Origin of the sequence: Halobacteriovorax sp. BALOs_7 (assembly GCF_003612895.1) — a bacterium.
In the GTDB taxonomy this organism is placed as follows: domain Bacteria; phylum Bdellovibrionota; class Bacteriovoracia; order Bacteriovoracales; family Bacteriovoracaceae; genus Halobacteriovorax_A; species Halobacteriovorax_A vibrionivorans.
Map to the genome: position 1 here is coordinate 2557761 of NZ_CP027772.1, position 16604 is coordinate 2574364.

The 16604-nt window shown below is 35.2% G+C and carries 12 protein-coding genes; 3 read left to right on the forward strand and 9 right to left on the reverse strand.

What is annotated here, in order from left to right:
* Positions 1-76: 76 nt before the first annotated feature.
* Positions 77-919, forward strand: coding sequence for an endonuclease/exonuclease/phosphatase family protein (locus tag BALOs_RS12260; protein WP_114705501.1), 843 nt, complete (start codon positions 77-79; stop codon positions 917-919).
* Here the strand turns inward: BALOs_RS12260 and BALOs_RS12265 are convergent.
* Entirely contained in the window at positions 909-1289 is a 381-nt protein-coding gene (locus BALOs_RS12265) for a hypothetical protein (protein ID WP_114705502.1), read from the reverse strand. The two genes, BALOs_RS12260 and BALOs_RS12265, sit on opposite strands and share 11 nt — an antisense overlap.
* A gap of 2 nt (positions 1290-1291) precedes the next feature.
* Positions 1292-3019: a hypothetical protein gene (locus tag BALOs_RS12270; protein ID WP_114705503.1), complete on the reverse strand. Its 1728-nt coding sequence runs from the start codon at positions 3017-3019 to the stop codon at positions 1292-1294.
* A 182-nt stretch (positions 3020-3201) separates the two neighbouring features.
* Between BALOs_RS12270 and BALOs_RS12275 the strand changes: the two genes are divergently transcribed.
* Both BALOs_RS12275 and BALOs_RS12280 read left to right on the forward strand, forming a co-directional pair.
* Positions 3202-4344 carry an acyl-CoA dehydrogenase family protein gene (locus tag BALOs_RS12275; protein WP_162929680.1) on the forward strand — a complete coding sequence of 381 codons (1143 nt, stop codon included), beginning with the start codon at positions 3202-3204 and terminating at the stop codon, positions 4342-4344.
* 131 nt (positions 4345-4475) lie between these two features.
* Positions 4476-5318, forward strand: a complete 843-nt coding sequence (locus tag BALOs_RS12280) for a hypothetical protein (protein ID WP_120405313.1) — start codon at positions 4476-4478, stop codon at positions 5316-5318.
* A gap of 37 nt (positions 5319-5355) precedes the next feature.
* Here BALOs_RS12280 and BALOs_RS12285 read toward each other — a convergent pair whose 3' ends face one another.
* The 7 genes from BALOs_RS12285 to BALOs_RS12315 all read right to left on the reverse strand — a co-directional run bounded on the left by BALOs_RS12285 (position 5356) and on the right by BALOs_RS12315 (position 16593).
* Complete coding sequence (locus BALOs_RS12285; RefSeq protein WP_120405314.1) at positions 5356-7482, reverse strand: hypothetical protein; 2127 nt, start codon at positions 7480-7482, stop codon at positions 5356-5358.
* On the reverse strand, positions 7482-8078 hold the full coding sequence (locus tag BALOs_RS12290; RefSeq protein WP_120405315.1) for a hypothetical protein: 597 nt from the start codon (positions 8076-8078) through the stop codon (positions 7482-7484). The genes BALOs_RS12285 and BALOs_RS12290 overlap by 1 nt, the downstream gene beginning before the upstream one ends.
* 13 nt (positions 8079-8091) lie before the next feature.
* Positions 8092-8718, reverse strand: a complete 627-nt coding sequence (locus tag BALOs_RS12295) for a hypothetical protein (RefSeq protein WP_162929681.1) — start codon at positions 8716-8718, stop codon at positions 8092-8094.
* Positions 8708-9595 (reverse strand): hypothetical protein, encoded by an 888-nt coding sequence (locus BALOs_RS12300; protein WP_120405317.1) that lies wholly within the window; start codon positions 9593-9595, stop codon positions 8708-8710. Before BALOs_RS12300 ends, BALOs_RS12295 begins: the two co-directional genes overlap by 11 nt.
* Complete coding sequence (locus BALOs_RS12305; RefSeq protein ID WP_120405318.1) at positions 9582-10130, reverse strand: hypothetical protein; 549 nt, start codon at positions 10128-10130, stop codon at positions 9582-9584. Before BALOs_RS12305 ends, BALOs_RS12300 begins: the two co-directional genes overlap by 14 nt.
* Before the next feature lie 9 nt (positions 10131-10139).
* Complete coding sequence (locus BALOs_RS12310) at positions 10140-11441, reverse strand: hypothetical protein (RefSeq protein ID WP_120405319.1); 1302 nt, start codon at positions 11439-11441, stop codon at positions 10140-10142.
* A 163-nt stretch (positions 11442-11604) separates the two neighbouring features.
* Entirely contained in the window at positions 11605-16593 is a 4989-nt protein-coding gene (locus BALOs_RS12315; protein ID WP_120405320.1) for a fibronectin type III domain-containing protein, read from the reverse strand.
* Positions 16594-16604 lie beyond the last annotated feature (11 nt).

Genomic DNA, 16604 nt, shown 5'->3' on the forward strand with positions numbered 1-16604 from the left:
ACCTCTCTATTTTTGCTTAAATACTAAAACTTAGAGATAATCTTAGAAATTAATATTTCAAACAAAAGGATTTGTTATGAAAATGCTTATGATAAGCATGCTAATTTCTATGGTATCACTACCTGCTTTTGCATCAGTAAATAATAAACACTCTTTCATTCACAAGATTCCAGCTAAGAATAAGATTATTGACTTTCACCAAGGACTTTCTTGTCGAGATTGCTATTTTCCAAATGAGTTCAAATTAACTGTGTGGAATATGTATAAAGGAAAGAATGAAAGCTGGGCCAATGACTTTGATGATCTCATGTATGAAAGTGATATCTTGCTAGGACAAGAGTTTAAGCTTAAGGGTGAAATGAAAGATAGACTTATAAACCCTTTTGAACAAGAGGTGATTTTAGCAACTTCATTTATTAGCTGGCGTAAGTATAAAACAGGTGTAACAAATATTTCTAAATACCCGACAGTACAAATAACACCCCTAAGAAGTAAGGTGAAAGAACCTTTTATTCGCACACCAAAGCTCTCTTTAGCAAGCAGTTATCGTCTTGAAGATGGTAGAGATATTACTTTTATCAATATTCATGCAATCAATTTTGTAAGAAAGAGAAAGCTTGAAAAGCAACTTAAACAAGTTATTGAATATATCAAAACAACTTCCGGACCAGTTGTATTTGCAGGAGACTTTAATACAAATTCTAAAAAGAAAATTAAGATGATGAGAAAGCTATTATCAGAACAAGGTTTTACTGAAGCTAGTTTTACTGGCCAAGATAAAAGAATGAAATGGCTTGGTAATAAATTAGACTATATTTGGTATCGTGACCTAGAGCTTATTGAAGCCAATGTCCTTGGACATATTCAGGGTGCAGATCACAAGCCTCTGCAAGCAAGCTTTAGAATTCCTATCGAATAATATTCGATAGGAATCCCCTTTTTACTCGATCAGGGTTTTCTAAAATATTTCCGTGTTCAATAAACTTATCAATTAAATCTCCAATCTTATTTGAAGCTTCTAGAGAATTATTAAATGCCTCTGGAGATATAAGGCAAACCTTATCTTGTTTGAATTGTTCGCTTAAATCGTAACTAAACTTCGTCAGCTCTTCTTCATCAAAGAAACCACTGATATACCCATCTGATGTAACTTCAATTCTTTGATCTAAGTCGAGATCATGAAAGTTGATCGATGTTTTAAGAGTAAATAATGCACGAATCAAAAAGAGATTAACCTTTTCACTATACACGTAACTTACATAGAGAATTTTATCTTCACGTGATGCCATAATTACTCCGATATAATCCCAAAGTCTAAAGAGATTGTCCCCTTAGGCATAAAACTTAATTCAATCTCATGAGGAGTATTCGTGATTTCAACATGATTTTGATCGATCATTTTTTGAAACACATATTCCGAAGGATACTTTAAGCTTAATTTCTGTTTATAACTAGAAGGATTAAAGAAACTAACTCTTTTAACCTTGTCATACTTTAAGTCTGAAGAGGCCACTCCTCTTTCCTGCCACTTGTATCTGATTTCACCACTATGAGAAATCTGGCAAGAGCTATGGCCAATACTTGTTGTCACTTTCTTCCAGAAATTATCGAGTTCATCATCTGAGCTTTCTGAAAAGTCATCACTATTAAATATTAATAATCTTCCCTCACCCATTGTGATGGTATTTATCTCTGTTAGATAACGAATTTTTTCAACACTTAATTCATTTTCAAGATAGAAGGATTCGAGTCTTCTTTTTAGGGCCACATCGAGCTTTGCAATATCAATAATAACCTTTCCACCACTCATAAAGAGCTTAAGCACCTTCCCCAATCTCTCAGTCGATATCTCACTTCCATTAAAGTAGAAGAATTGAAACGAACTTTCGACATAGTCTTCCCAATCAAAATTTTCAATATTAGAAAATCGGTAATCCCAACTAAAGTGCTTCTTACAGAAGTCTAAAAAACCAGATGTTGCAATTTGATCCTTACTTCTTTGATCCTTTACATTGTGAAAGATATTGACGGCACTTGAGGCCTTAAAAATAAAATCATTATCCGCAATTATCGTTTTTTCATTAAAAAACTCATCTAAGCGAGATGAATTAATAACCTGCTTTTTCAAGTCAGAATAAATACCAACTTTATTGCGGTTAGGAAGTAAAATAGAAGAAGGCATAATGCCATTATCGAGACTCTTTAGTGCATCATCGATAATTTTAGTATCACTAATCTGATCTAGCATACGAGCTTCAATTGAATTCATCTCCCCTTCTAAGAAAGAGAAGTTCTTCACTCCCTGCCAATTTTCTTTTAGTGAGTTCTTAGAAATATCTTCATAGATACTTGAGATCGTATCATTGTATTCAATAATAAAATCCTGCTCTTGATCGGCCGTAATCTTGTCTAGTTTTAACTCAGCTTTTTTCATTTCAATAAATTTGGAAAAACCACTATTAAAAGCAACTGATCGATCATAGAGATAAGAGCGAAAATAGCCATGAGTATAATGACCACAATTAGCACCCCAAAGAGGAGCTTTTATTTCGTTCTTTTCAAAGTATTCAGAAAGCTGAGAACAAAATCTTGAAAAGCCTTTATAGACACGAGGATCATAAAAACTATAGAACTTATGTATTGTTCCTTCACTATCTGCACTTGCTCGATTAATTCCATACTCATCACAGCTTGCCGTACGGGCCAAGAGATATGGAATACCACCATTTGGTAAATAAGGAACAGGAGTAATTGGAAGTAAAAAGATAATCTCTTTTTCTAGCTCACGACAGATATCATAGAGTCTTTTGAAGTCCGTTTCGGGCTTTTGATCCGCAAAGTCGATCTTATCTCCAGTGTCCGTATGGAAACTCCAATTAATTGGTACGATTATCTTATCAGTTAATGACGTTTTCTCGATTTTGGACTTCCACAGGGAAGCGGAAGTTTTCCAATAGAAGAACCAATTCTCCCCTGGAAATACCGTGTCCTCATCCTTGACTACAGGTGTTGTAAGCATCTATCTACTCCTTAAAAAAATTGTAGGGCATGTGAATCGCTTTGACAATTTCAAGTACTTACAAATTTCACCTACTTAATCAATATATTGTATTGTCAAAAAACATTTACCCTGCCGTTTGCCATTGGATGTAAGACACGGTAAGTTATTTCGACTAAAATATGACAGAGGGGAACAGATTTATGTGGTATTTCACAGAGGAAGAGAAACAAATCCAAAAAATGTGTCGCGACTTTGCTAGACAGGAGCTTGCTCCAGTTGCAGAAAAGCATGATACAGAAGAAAGCTTCAACATGGATGCTTTCAAGAAGATGGGTGAAATCGGAGTCCTTGGTATTACTGCTGATCCTGAATACGGTGGTGCAGGAATGGGTGCACTATCAGCAACGATTGTTATGGAAGAATTTGGAAAGGCCTGTGCTTCATCTACTCTTTCATATCTAGCTCATTCAATTCTTTGTGTTAACAACATCGAAAACAATGCTTCTAAAGAACAAAAAGAAAAATATCTGCCAAAACTAATCACTGGTGAGCACATCGGTTGTATGGGAATGTCTGAACCAGAATACGGATCAGATGCAGTTGGTATCCAAACAAAAGCTGAAAAGAAAGACGACCACTATCTTCTTAACGGTACTAAGATGTGGATCACAAATGCTCAATACGCAGATATCGCTTACGTTTACACAAGAACAGGAAAAGAGAGAAAGAACCTTTCGACTTTCATCCTAGAAAAAGATAAAGGTCACTTTGACTTTGGTAGCCCTATCCACAAAATGGGAATGCGTGCATCACCTACTGGAGAGCTAATCTTTGACAACGCTAAAGTTGGACTTGAACAACTAGTTGGTAACGAAGGTGATTCAATTTATCACATGATGAAAAATCTTGAGATTGAAAGAATCACAATTGCAGGTATCTCACTTGGTATCGCACAAGCTTGTGTTGATCAGTGTATTAAATATGCTAACGAAAGATCACAATTTGGAAAAAATATTGGTGAATATCAAATGATCCAAAAAATGATCGCAGAGATGGCAACAGAAACTGAAATGATGAGAAACTTCCTCTACAACGTAGCTTACCGTTACGATCAAGGAGAGAAAGGTCCAGTAGTTGCAGCTCAGGTTAAACTTGCGATTCCAAAGATGGCAACTAAGATTGCTCTTGATGCTATCCAACTTCACGGTGGATACGGTTACTCAAGAGAGTTCCCAGTTGAGCGTATGATGAGAGATAATAAGCTTAATGAGATTGGTGCTGGGACAAATGAGGTGATGATCATGATTATCGCCAAGAACCTACTCAAGGCCGCTCAAGCGTAATTCAGAATTCAATTTTCATATAATAGGCCAAGTAGTTTCAGCTACTTGGCTATCTATTTCGATAAATATTACAACTCCATTGCGACGCGCAAAAACGTTAGGTAGTATCCCTCAATTCGATGGGAGGGATAATGAACAACAAAATCAAAAAATTAATACTTCTTGCTGCTGTTTCAACACAGGCACTTGCACTTGTAAAAGTTGATGGTAAAGTCGATGTCTATAATTGTAATGAGTTAAAGCGTGGCCAAGAAATGAGAGTAAACTTCTCACCAAGCTTCAGTCGTACACGAGTTGAGATGAAGTACACGCTTAAGCGTGCAAACGTTGCAGGCGAACACTACCTCGCTTATATCAATTTAAATATAAAATCTGATAATTCTAAATTACGCACTCGCTTACTTAGACATATTAAAAGCTGCTATGAAACCAAAGGATCAAACCTTGTTGATGGTGCAGGAAGAAGACTAAGTTTAAGACTATGGGATAAGAGCACTAGAGTTGATAAACCACCAAAGGTAAATATCGGTCTCCAAGGTAGAGGTGCTCGTTCAAATTCGAGAAATTACGCTGTTGATTTATCTTGTGGAACTGTTGTTCATGAAGCACTTCACTTAATGGGCCTAGTAGATGAATACGAAGAAAAGTGGAATGCTTGGAACCCAAATATTCTTGCACGTGTAACATCGAAACCAATTGTGAGTACAAGAACAGGTGCACCTGTTGCAATGAATTGTCGTGTTTTAGGAGCTAAGCATTCCGTCATGAGAAACCACGGGTATTTGAATTATAGAAAAGACGTAATATTCACAAAGCATATGGACACAATTATTTATGCAAATTGTAAGCCTAAGAATAAAGATGTTTATTCATGTATGAAGAATGCTTATCGAACAACAGAGGACCATGGTGGATTCTATGGCTGTCGAGAGATGGATAGTTCATGCTTTGATGAAAATTGGCAAGGTTATTAAAAATATAAAAAAAGCAGCTCTTAGAGCTGCTTTTTATTTATGCTACTTTTAGATGTGAATCACTATTTGTTTCACCATATTTCTGACTAACCCAATTATGAACAACAGAGTCAATCTCGCTTTTAAACTCTTTATCTTTACTAATAAGAGTTCGAACATATGAAACAAAATCTTTCCAATTATCTTCTTTCTCATTCATCACTTTATTTAAAAGTGTTTCATCTCGCTCAATAGTTTCAAATTCGATTGAAATTAGATCTCTTGCCTTAGTCCCATCTGGCGCACATATATCGAGATAGTAATTTCTCATCTCTGCATCTAGACCCATTAACATTGCAACTCTTTTCTTTAAGTCATATTGAGTTAAAGCTTCCTTTAAGAACTTCTCAGGTAAAGAATCAATTAACTCTGCCGGATAATAGTCCCTACTAAGACTTAAGAATTGCTCAAATGTAACATTATCTTTTAAAGTCTCAAATATTGATTTCTCAACTTTTGAAGTTACCTTAGGAAGTATTTCAAATAACTTCTCAACAAATGGTAAGTTAGACTTTGTTTCAATATACTTACTTAAAGTATCTTTAATCTTAGCCTGTCCATCTCTTACTTCCTCTTCCTTTATAACTACTGAACTTTGCAAAATCTCTGAAACGATTTCATCATCACAAGTCGATAAAACCTCTGCGACAAAACTATCATTTAATGCATTAAGAACAAGTGCAACAATATAAGGTTCTTCTTGATAAACTTTTTTAACTACATCTGAATTAAGTTTTAAAAGTAAATCATAAGTATTTGGATCTTCAATAAGAGAAGGAACAATAACACTTTGAACAATTTGATTACTAATGAAGTCATTGGCCCCTGTTAGCTCATTTGCTGTCAAAGGAGAATTCAATAGATCACGCCATGCTGCCCTTTCAGGTTCACTAAGCATCTTAAAGATCTCCTTAAGTGCATTATTATCAATTTGTTGAACCAATGCTCTTAACGCTGCTTTAGAATTCTTATCTCCCTGTGCAAGCCATTTCTTAACAAGTAGAATTGCTTCTTGAGGAGTATTTTCCACAAAGACCTTAAATCTTTCCACCCCATTTAAAGAATGTACACCAATACCATCACTTCCGCCGGCTCCCCCAGCTGCGATGGCATCTCCTGAGCTCCCTTCATCTTCATCATCGGCACTATCATTTTGCATAGTAAAATTACCACCCGATTGAGAGCCACTACTTAACTCAAAGAATTTTGATATTAATCGATTTCCCACTAAACCAATAAGTAAAACACCTAGAACGATTGCAATAATATTCGAGACACCACTCAATGCACTAATGAAGTCTTTTGGTGTGAGTGTTTCTTTCTCTTGTATAGGCATTTTCACCGTATATTCAAAAGTGAATTTTGGTTTAACACCAGATACCCCTAGCTTAATTGATTGAATAAGTTTTTCAATTCGTATTCTTTCTTCTTTAACGATAGACTCTGGAAGACGAACGAGAATATTAACAGCTGAAATATTTTTAAAAATATCAATTGAAGTATTATATTTCCACATTTGTTCTACAAAGCTTGGCTTTTCTTTTGTTGCTTCTTTAAGCTTTGAGATTTCTTTATTTAATGCTTCTTTTTCCTTTTTGAAGCCTTCTTTAATTCTTTCAATTTTGGCCTTTGAATCATCCCCCATTGTCAGTAGGATTTTCCCGCTTGGTGAAAAGTCATTGAAATCATCAATTAGAGGAGCTTCCATACCAAACTTTGAAAACACAACAGTTTCACCATAATCTGCTTCAGGTAAGTCATTGGTGAACTTAATTTTCTTTCCATTTTTATCTAATTCTTCTTGCTCTTTTTTTGCTTTAGCCTCTTTTTCAGCATCGACAGTTTTACTTTCAACACTATCATTGCCTGAGAGGCCTTTATTATTAGATTTATTTAAAGGAATATTAAACTTTGGAACCTCAGGAGCTGTTGTAGCAATTTCGACATCAACAAAGTAGTAATCATGATTAAGAATAACTCTAACACCACGATTCATCTTGTCGTAAACTTTTGCTTCTAATTCACTTCTTTGCCATTCTAAGCTAGGAAGAACACTCATTCCTGAATTTGCAAATACCGTTAAACAAGAAACTGATATAAGTACTACTAAAGCACGTAATCTCATTAATTTTCACCTTTATTTGAAGCAATATTAAATTTCTTCTCCAAATATTTTTTCATTCTATAAGCTTCCATATTTTTTGGATTAATCCCAAAAGCTTTTCGATAGAAAGATAAAGAGTTTTTAAAGTCTTTTTTCATATATGATATTGAACCTTTCATTTCATGAATAATTGAAAAATGAGGAAACTTCGCCTCTAGCTTCTCTAATTTTTTAAAAGCTAACTCTAGATTCTTTCCTCGCATTAACCTTAGTACATCAAATAAATCTGCTACTAAGAAGTCAAAGTCTTGAGCTAAACGAATATTCTTCTCTACTTTTAGGTTTGCATTTATATCAACATCCCCTTTTTTTAGAAAAGGAACAGAAATACTATATGCTTCAAACCCAGGCTTAAATACTTCAACTTGAATCGGTCCATCACTTCCATAATTTGATTGAAGTGTTTCCATCTCAGCTTTGTATGGTGTCTGACCAATCGAAACTTTCTTACCGTTCTTATCAACAACATAAACATCACATTCACTTGGATTTGAATTGATCGATATTGTTGCGGCAAATGTATTTAGTGTAGTAATAAAAATAATAAATAACTTCATAAAAATTAATCCTTTATAGATATTGGCTTATACCTACAAAGACCCCCATTTTAATTCCCGTTGTGTTGATTCCTGTTGCTCGACCAACAGTTGCTTCGGCCCTTATTCCTCGATCCTTTCCCCAGCGCCAAAATCCACCAAGATTTACACCTAGATCAAAGAATATGTCTGTAAACTTAGCTGACTCAGTGTTGTAGACAACATAACCAGGACCAACAAATGCTCCCCAGTAATATTTACTTGAAGGAGTAATCGTTAGTGTTTGACCACCATTAGTATAAGAATACTTTGTACCGATCTCGCCAAAATACCAATTAATCCCTACCACAGCTGAGTAAACACCAGTTCCTTCAGCCGACATCATAGGAAGAACACCACTTACATAATAACTTTTTGTAAGTTCTGACTTAAATTCCCAGTTAACTTGAAGAGAAATTGCCGATACAGCAGCCGCAGCTGCTTCAGCTGATTCATCAGAGGAGCCACTTCCATCCGTACTCACAAGAGCACTTTCATTTGGTGTTACAGAATGATTCATCATCCCTAAAGACACACTTGCGCTGTTATAAAATTTCTGAGTAGCTAAAACACAAAATGATAGTGAGAATAAGAAAGTGATTTTTAAAATGCTATACATCACTTACCTTGTTATCAGCTTTATGCCATTGAACTCCATCAACATCGGCAACATTTAATTCGATAAACAATGATGACTTATCATTCTCTTTTCTATTCTTAAGTGTAACTGAAACATATAATTCTTCTAATCGATGCTCGATTTCATGACAAATTTCAGAAAGCTTAAGACTTGCGCCATTCCACTTTAGTCTTGTCTGAAAATCTGAAAGCTGGAAATTAAAATCCTCAATCCTTGCACTGATTAATAGAGACTGACCTTCTCTTTTTAAGATTAGATTTGCATGACTTTTAATATCTTTTAAATTAATAACTGAATAAACTAATTCAACATAGTCATCAATTAAGCGACGTGCATCCTTGTTACTAGAATAAAGATATGCTTCATCTGCATAAGTTGTTTCAAGTAACTTTAAACTAGAATTTTCCCAACGAATGCTCTTCTTATAGATAGAATCCTCTAGATAATTGAATACATCAAACTTCTTTGATTCCATTAACATCGTTCTATTCTGTGCAATATTATTTAATAATTGAGAATTGATTTTGTATACCCAACAATAACGATACCCGGTCTCTCTATCCATGCTAGTTTGCATAATAAAATCACTATGAATATCGTTCTTATATTTGAAAATTTGTGGCATTGATTTGTTAGCTCGTTCCTTCTTAAAGTTACACTGTAAGAATTTTTCCCAGGCCAAGCCTATAGCATCGACTTCACTAAACATTTTTGTGAAAACTTTATTAGCTTTTAAAATGATGTCGTTATCATCAATTACTACGATTCCAAGTCCAGATAGGTTTTTAAAAAGATCTATCCCTTTTTCACTCGCCTCATTATCACTCTTCACTGTTCGACTTGACTTAAATAATTCCATCACAAACGACCTCTTTCTTGTTGAAAATTTTATTTACTCTTTCAAGGTTCTTATAATTTAGTTTAATTATTAATTTATTTGATCCTGTTTCACCTTCGTATTTAGCAATTGCTACACCATTTACATTGAAGTTTCTCACAAGATTATTAATTTTTTCATCGACAATTTCATTTGAAACGCCACAGTCAAACAATCGTAAAGATAAAGCCGTTGGCGTAACATATAGGTTTACCTTTTCTAAATATTTAAACCCAGAGCTAAGTTTTACAATTTCTGCAGCAAAGAATTGATATGACTTAATTGCGTTTAAAATTTCATTCTCACGACAACTCTTTAAGATATTTGTAGTAAGTTCCACACCACTTTGCTGAAATAGATACAAACTAATTTTTAGTAAGCGTTTAGAATACTCATTAAGATCGAGTTCTGTTTTATTGTAATTATCACCAAAGTAAATCAAAGTTTCGTCAACAACGTTCTTGGAACGATGCTCACTCTCATTTAAAATACCTTCAACCTTTTCTAATAAATCCACAAAAGTTCCCTAATTATAAACAAGTCGAACACCAGCAACTTGGTGTTCTGTATTAAACACTTTACTTGATGTTGAGCTAAAGCTAGCCATCTCAAGAAATAGTCCAGCTCCAAACTTCTTATAAAAATTAACACTCATATCTAATGTCAATTTTGTTCCTTCAATCACAACACTATTTCCATCGCTACTTAAATCAGATGAACCTACAAGCGCTTTCTTATAAAAGCCTTGAGTTACCACTTTTTTTCCCCACATCTCATCAATATACTTAAGCCCAACACCGGCCCACAATGTTGAATTTGCAAAGCCCTTCAAGCCTGCTCCACGATCAGAAATACTAGCGAAGCTGATCTTTTCATATTCAATATCAACAGATCCAAAGAATGTGTTTGTGAATAAAGTTTTATTATATGAGCCATATAGAGAGAAGCGAGGGGCAATGCCGTAAGGGTTTTCACTTAGAATAGAAGAGAATGCTCCTCCAACACTGAAGTACTCATCCCATTCCTCAATCTTAATATTACTCAAATAAGTGATATTAATACTAGATAGATTTGTTAATGACTTCACCTCTTCGCCTTCACTAACAAGGTTATTTGCATTTGTTGTTTCTTTTAAGTAACCGATTGCGTAGAAGCTATCTGGAATTAATGTTAACTTACTGGCCTTCTTCTCTTCACGCTTAATATTTCTACGTAAATCAAGATTTGGTGACTTAAACTCACTAATTTTGGCTGTCTCTTTTTTTGACTTTCTCTTTTTCTTCTTTTTAGATGCAACTTTTAATTCGTCTTCCTCTTTAACAACTTTTGAACTTTCTGTTTTAACTGCTGCTTCATTTTCCTTATTATCAGTTGTATCAACGCTTTCAGATGGCGGTGTATCGATCTCAGGGCCTAGCGAGTCATTCTGAGACTTTTCAATATCTACAATAAGCTCTTTTCTAAGTTTATTTACCTTTAGCTCATTAGTTGAGAGATCAAAGTTCTCTCCATAGAAGAGCTCATATAGCATTCGTCGAGATTCCAGTTGGAGACGCTTGCGATCAATTGAAGTTCTCTTAACAGATGCAATTGTCTTCTTTGCAGAAATATTTCTTAAAGAATAATTAAGCCTATATCCCCTATCTTTGTTACGATCAGCTTTAGCGATGAGTACATAGTTATTTATTTCAAATACTGAATGTGTACTATTTTCGTTTAAAAGGACCTCAAACTCATTTGAGGCCAGAATAATTTCCAAGGCAGACTTACGTAGGAAACGCTTATCCACCTGTTCTAAATCATTGAGTCCATCAAGCTTTAAGGACATGTACGGACGTACGTCTGCAAACCCCTTAACGCAGAATACAAACAAAATGGTGAATGTGAGAAAATTGAACACTCTCATCAATCACCATTATATTTTAAAACTAAATTTATTTTAATCAGGAAAATTTATCTCTTAAATAAAAACGATTACTTAGAGATGATTTTTAGAAATCTGACTGCTTAATCTTACATCGAGCGGCCCCGTTGAAGTCATCATACGTATAGACGACTGAATCCATCGGGAACATATCTCCACCAACAATCATTGATAGGATATTACACGCACAAGTATCACAATCTTTAACATACATAATATTATCAACACTATTGTATTTACTAGTTTCACTACAATTAAAGTCTGGAGAAAATAGAGGTTCTACATCTGTTGCTTCATCATCTAACCAATGAGGAAATGCGTAGAACATATAGTCACTATTGTTGCTATCTGAATTAATTAATAAGTAATCATTATAATCAATTAAAGACTTGTACTTTGTTCGATTTACACCCTGCTTTTTAATTGTGCGACTTGATGCTGCACACGACTGCCTTGCACTTTCTTTATTAGCAAAATCAGGTACGCCAGATCCGTATGGTAGAGCATATCGGTCAATAATCATTTTACTCTCATAGTCGTAAATTGCAGTTTCATCTGGTACCACAATTTCTTTCGTCGTCATTGTTGGCGCTACAGATAAGTATTCCGTTCCACCAGGAGTTTGTCTCACAGCTGCAATATAAATATAGTGGAAACGACTAGGAGCAAGCCCGGTAAGTGTTATATACGTTTCATTTCCAACAGTATCAAAATAATCAACACCTGAAGCATCAAAGATATTATCAAAGCTATTTGAAAGTTGTGAATAGAATACTCGATAACGAAGTATACTTCCCCAGTTTATATTAGAAGGAGTAAACGCTTCCCATTCTAAGTAGACCTCACCTTCAGAAGTTACACTTACATTAGTAATTGAGTCATCACCAACAGAGCTTCTATTTGGTTCAACAAATCCTGTTATATAAATTGGCATCGTTGTACTCGATGCACGCTTACTATCGTAATATTCTAAAACAGCATAATTCTCAGACTCTGGTATCTTTTGACCAACATATGATTCATCAAAATTATATGTAATTCTGAATATACAATTTGCTCCTGTCGATTGATTAAATCCCCATTCATCAACAGAAAGTGGGCCACCTTCATCATCCCCGTAAAAGCATGCTCGATTGGCCTCGATCTGAATTGAGCCTGTGTTATAAATAGTATGATAAACTCCAGCTGGAATCACTGCATTTTGATCACCAACATAGTTACGATACTGCTTTAAGAAACTTGCTTTTTCAGCTTTTGGATTTTGAAGGTTTACATTTTTTACTACTGTTCCCCCCGGATATGTAGTGAGAAGAGGGTGGTTAGTATCATCATAAAAACCAATATCAATTGGGAAAGCATCTTGAATGAAGCCACCATTTTCATCAACGATATTATTTGTCGAAATACTTCCTATTTCTACTTTCGCTGGATCAACAGCAAGAAATTCTATCTGAAACATTTCACTATAATACTGATCTGAACCTAGATCATAAGATAGAACCCCTACTCTGGTAGTTTGGTTAGGCTCACTCAAGGAAGCATTATGCTTAATGTCAAAGTAACAAGTAGCTCCTGGTGCCAGTGGGCCAGTACATGTTGAACTTTCTAGAATATAACCTAATCCACCTGAAATATTTGCATGTACAGAGGCTCCTGCTCCGGTTTTAATATTGAAATTCAAATCTGTAATTGTTGTTGATCCAGTGTTTTCAGCAAAGAATCTAGTTTTTGCATAAACTCTTGAGCCACGTACTGCTTCAATTACAGCATAAGTACTTGTATCAAGTTCGTTCATTTTTAAAATATGACTAGATGAATCTGGAAGAAGATTTTCAGTATGTGAGTCAGTTGCCTCATCATATAAAACTTCAAAAGGCTGAGAAGTTACACTCAGTCTTCCATTAGTTGCCGCAACCGCTTCTAAGACGACTGATATCGTTAATGTTTTGATATTGTCATTATAAGAATACGTATCTCGATCAATCAAAGTTTGAGAGCTATCGAGATAATCAACGTCAACTGTAGCTAGATATAGTCCCGGTGCAGTTGGTGCAAAGTTTAATTTTAATATACCTTGTGAATTTCCAGAGATATAACCAGTTGTCTGATTGAGTGTTATTTCACTATCTCCCGTAATTGAATATGAAAGTGATCTTGCAGGAAGAACACCACTATTTGAAAGCCTCATTGAAACAACATTTGCTTCATTAGCATAGTAAGTTCCACCATAGAATACATAATCAAAACTTGTATCAAGCTCAGGTGCAATTCTATTTATAGAGTTAGATAATGCATAAGAGATTGGAGGAGCGGCCTGATTCTTTGAAAGATCTCGATACATTGCAGGCATAGTTGTGGCAGCTAAAGTATTTCCCCATTCTCCAGCAAGAGGTGCTTGACTCGGAAGACTAATGGCCTGTCTCCATAAAAGAGCACTAATCATAGGCTCAGGCGCATCAGGAACTAATCGAGCAGGAGAACGAGAACCACTACGCATTGGATATTGAGAAGTTGCTGATAATCCCCCATGTCCACTTAAAGACGGAGTATAACCTGTTGCTGCATCAGCTATTCCATCACCATCGTAGAATTCAAATGAAAAGCTTGTTTCACCTGTTATATTACTATTAAATGTTCTAGCATCATTTGTACCGTTCGTATCAGTATCAAACTCTCTTAACCATCTTCGATCAGCATTATTATAGTAAGACTCACCTATCTTATCGACAGAGTTTCTCTTTATTTCAAAAGTTAGAGTACAGATCTCTCCTGGAGATAGAAGAGAAGGTGCATTATTACCTGGTGTTACAGAGACAGGTCCATTCATTCCACCAAAATCTAAAATATCATAGCAGTCTTTATCTGCACCACTGATAAGAGCACTTGTTGGGTTATCAATAATACGATAAGGCCTTTGATTTGTTGAAGCTGAAGGACTCCAACTTGGATGACCTGGAAAGTTAATCGGATCACGCATATTAATATAAGTAATCCCACCCGTTCCAACATTTTCCAATTTCATATGGAAATACTTTGTGTCCGTTGTGGCAGGGATAGACATTGTTGTTCCAGCAGTCATTGAATAATCACTAAATGCAAGAAAGCCTTTTCTAACAAGTAAGGCCTTTAGCCTCATTTCAATTTCTTGTTCTGAACGTAGTGACATATCATCGTTATAAGTGGTTCCGTCTGTGTACTTAATACGGAAAATTTTATAACGGTCTGGGAATACTCCCATATGGTCATACATTGCACCATTCTCTTCTAATTCTGCTGCTGCACTATCTGGATTAGAAGAAGCAAGTGGATTTAAATCAAATAAAATATCACATTGACCATTACCACCAGCTAAGTATTCACAGTTTGAATGCTTAACATTTTGATAATAAGTATTGAAATGATAACTTGATTCAGTAATTGTATTTGGAGTTGGAGATGCTCCATCCGATACAGATGTAATTTCTCCTACAGTTGTCCCTGTATTTAAAACTCTGATCTTCATTCGACTTTTGTAATTTGAATCAGCAATCAAAGAGACTCGACCTAAATTAAACTCAAATAGACCATTATCAGTTGGATCCTGATTAGTATAAGTGAGGTCTCGATATTCAATATTATCAAAAGATAGTTTTGCCGCAGAATAATATTCAGCGACATCAAACCAGAAATTGTTCTCATCAGAACTCTGATCATTAAATATATGGATCCCATCTTTCCAAGTACTATCAAATCTTACATTGAGTTTATAATTATTAAAATTACCATCAGTTTCAAAAGTTACACTTGGATGAAATACAATATTAAAAAAGCATGACTCTCCTGGTGCTTCAATAGTGCGCCCACCAACTTCACGTATGCCAGCAGTATCAAGAGTTCCATCAGGATTTCTACTATATCCAATAGTTGAAACATCCGTTACACAATTTGCAGTATCGGTAATTTTAAAAGGGTTATCAGGAAGAGATAACTCGTTAGCCGGATCAGTCAAATCACTAAGAGGACTGCGGCAAGATAGAAGTGCACTACCATCTCTTATACATCGAGCAACAAGATTATTTGAAGGATCACGAATATCAATACTAGATATAATCGCTTCTTTATAACCTTTATTTGTGATTTTAATTGTTAGATCATCAAGGTTTCCAACGACTATATCTTCAAATTCAAGATTTGGTAGACCGCCAATAGCAATTCGACCTTCAATTGTAGTTGAGACAGCATCGAAGTAAACATTAAGAGCACTAATCCCACCTTCTGGATCACGATTATAATCAAATCTAATATTAGAAGTATAATCTAAGTCAACGTTACCGTCAGGAGCACCAACACCATAGTTCTTTGGAATGAATTCGACATCAAACTGACAAGTTTCTTCACTCTTTAGTTCCATGCCACAAGTATTATTTAACATTGTAAATGCACCTGAGGCCGTATTGTCATTCTTTGTAATAGCAATACCTCTGGCCGTTAACTCACCAGCATTTCTTACAACGAGAGTTTTTCTAAGTACTTCGGGCTCAGTTCTTTCTACAACGCCAAAAGAGTAATTAATTTCATCTTCAGCAAATACGAGTGAAGCTGCAGTCCCTGTAAAAAATGATAAGCTTTTTGTTACCGAATATTCATCAACAAGTGTCTTATAAACAAAGTCAAGAGGTTGAGTATGTGAACCGGATACTGTTGCCCCATAAAAGAGACGAAAAGTACATTCTTGCCCAGGAGTAACGATAACTCCACAAGTTCCTCCAAATCCAGGACTTGCAACGTTTCCATCATCTTCAGGAAAGAACTTAACGGCTGCAGATGAGTTTTCATCAATATTTAAAGCGACATCAGTCAAATTATAAGTTGTATTATTCTTAATGCGTATGTAAATGTCGTCGCCACTTCCACCTAATAGGAACTCACCTCGCTCTAATCCACCGATGATTTCAAATTCAACAGGCTTATAAACACCATCATTCAAAATAGATGCTGTTTCAGAAGCTTTCTCTACCGGTGTACAAGATGACACCAAAAGAGTTATGAATGTTAAGATATAGAGCATACGTACCATAATTTTTCTTT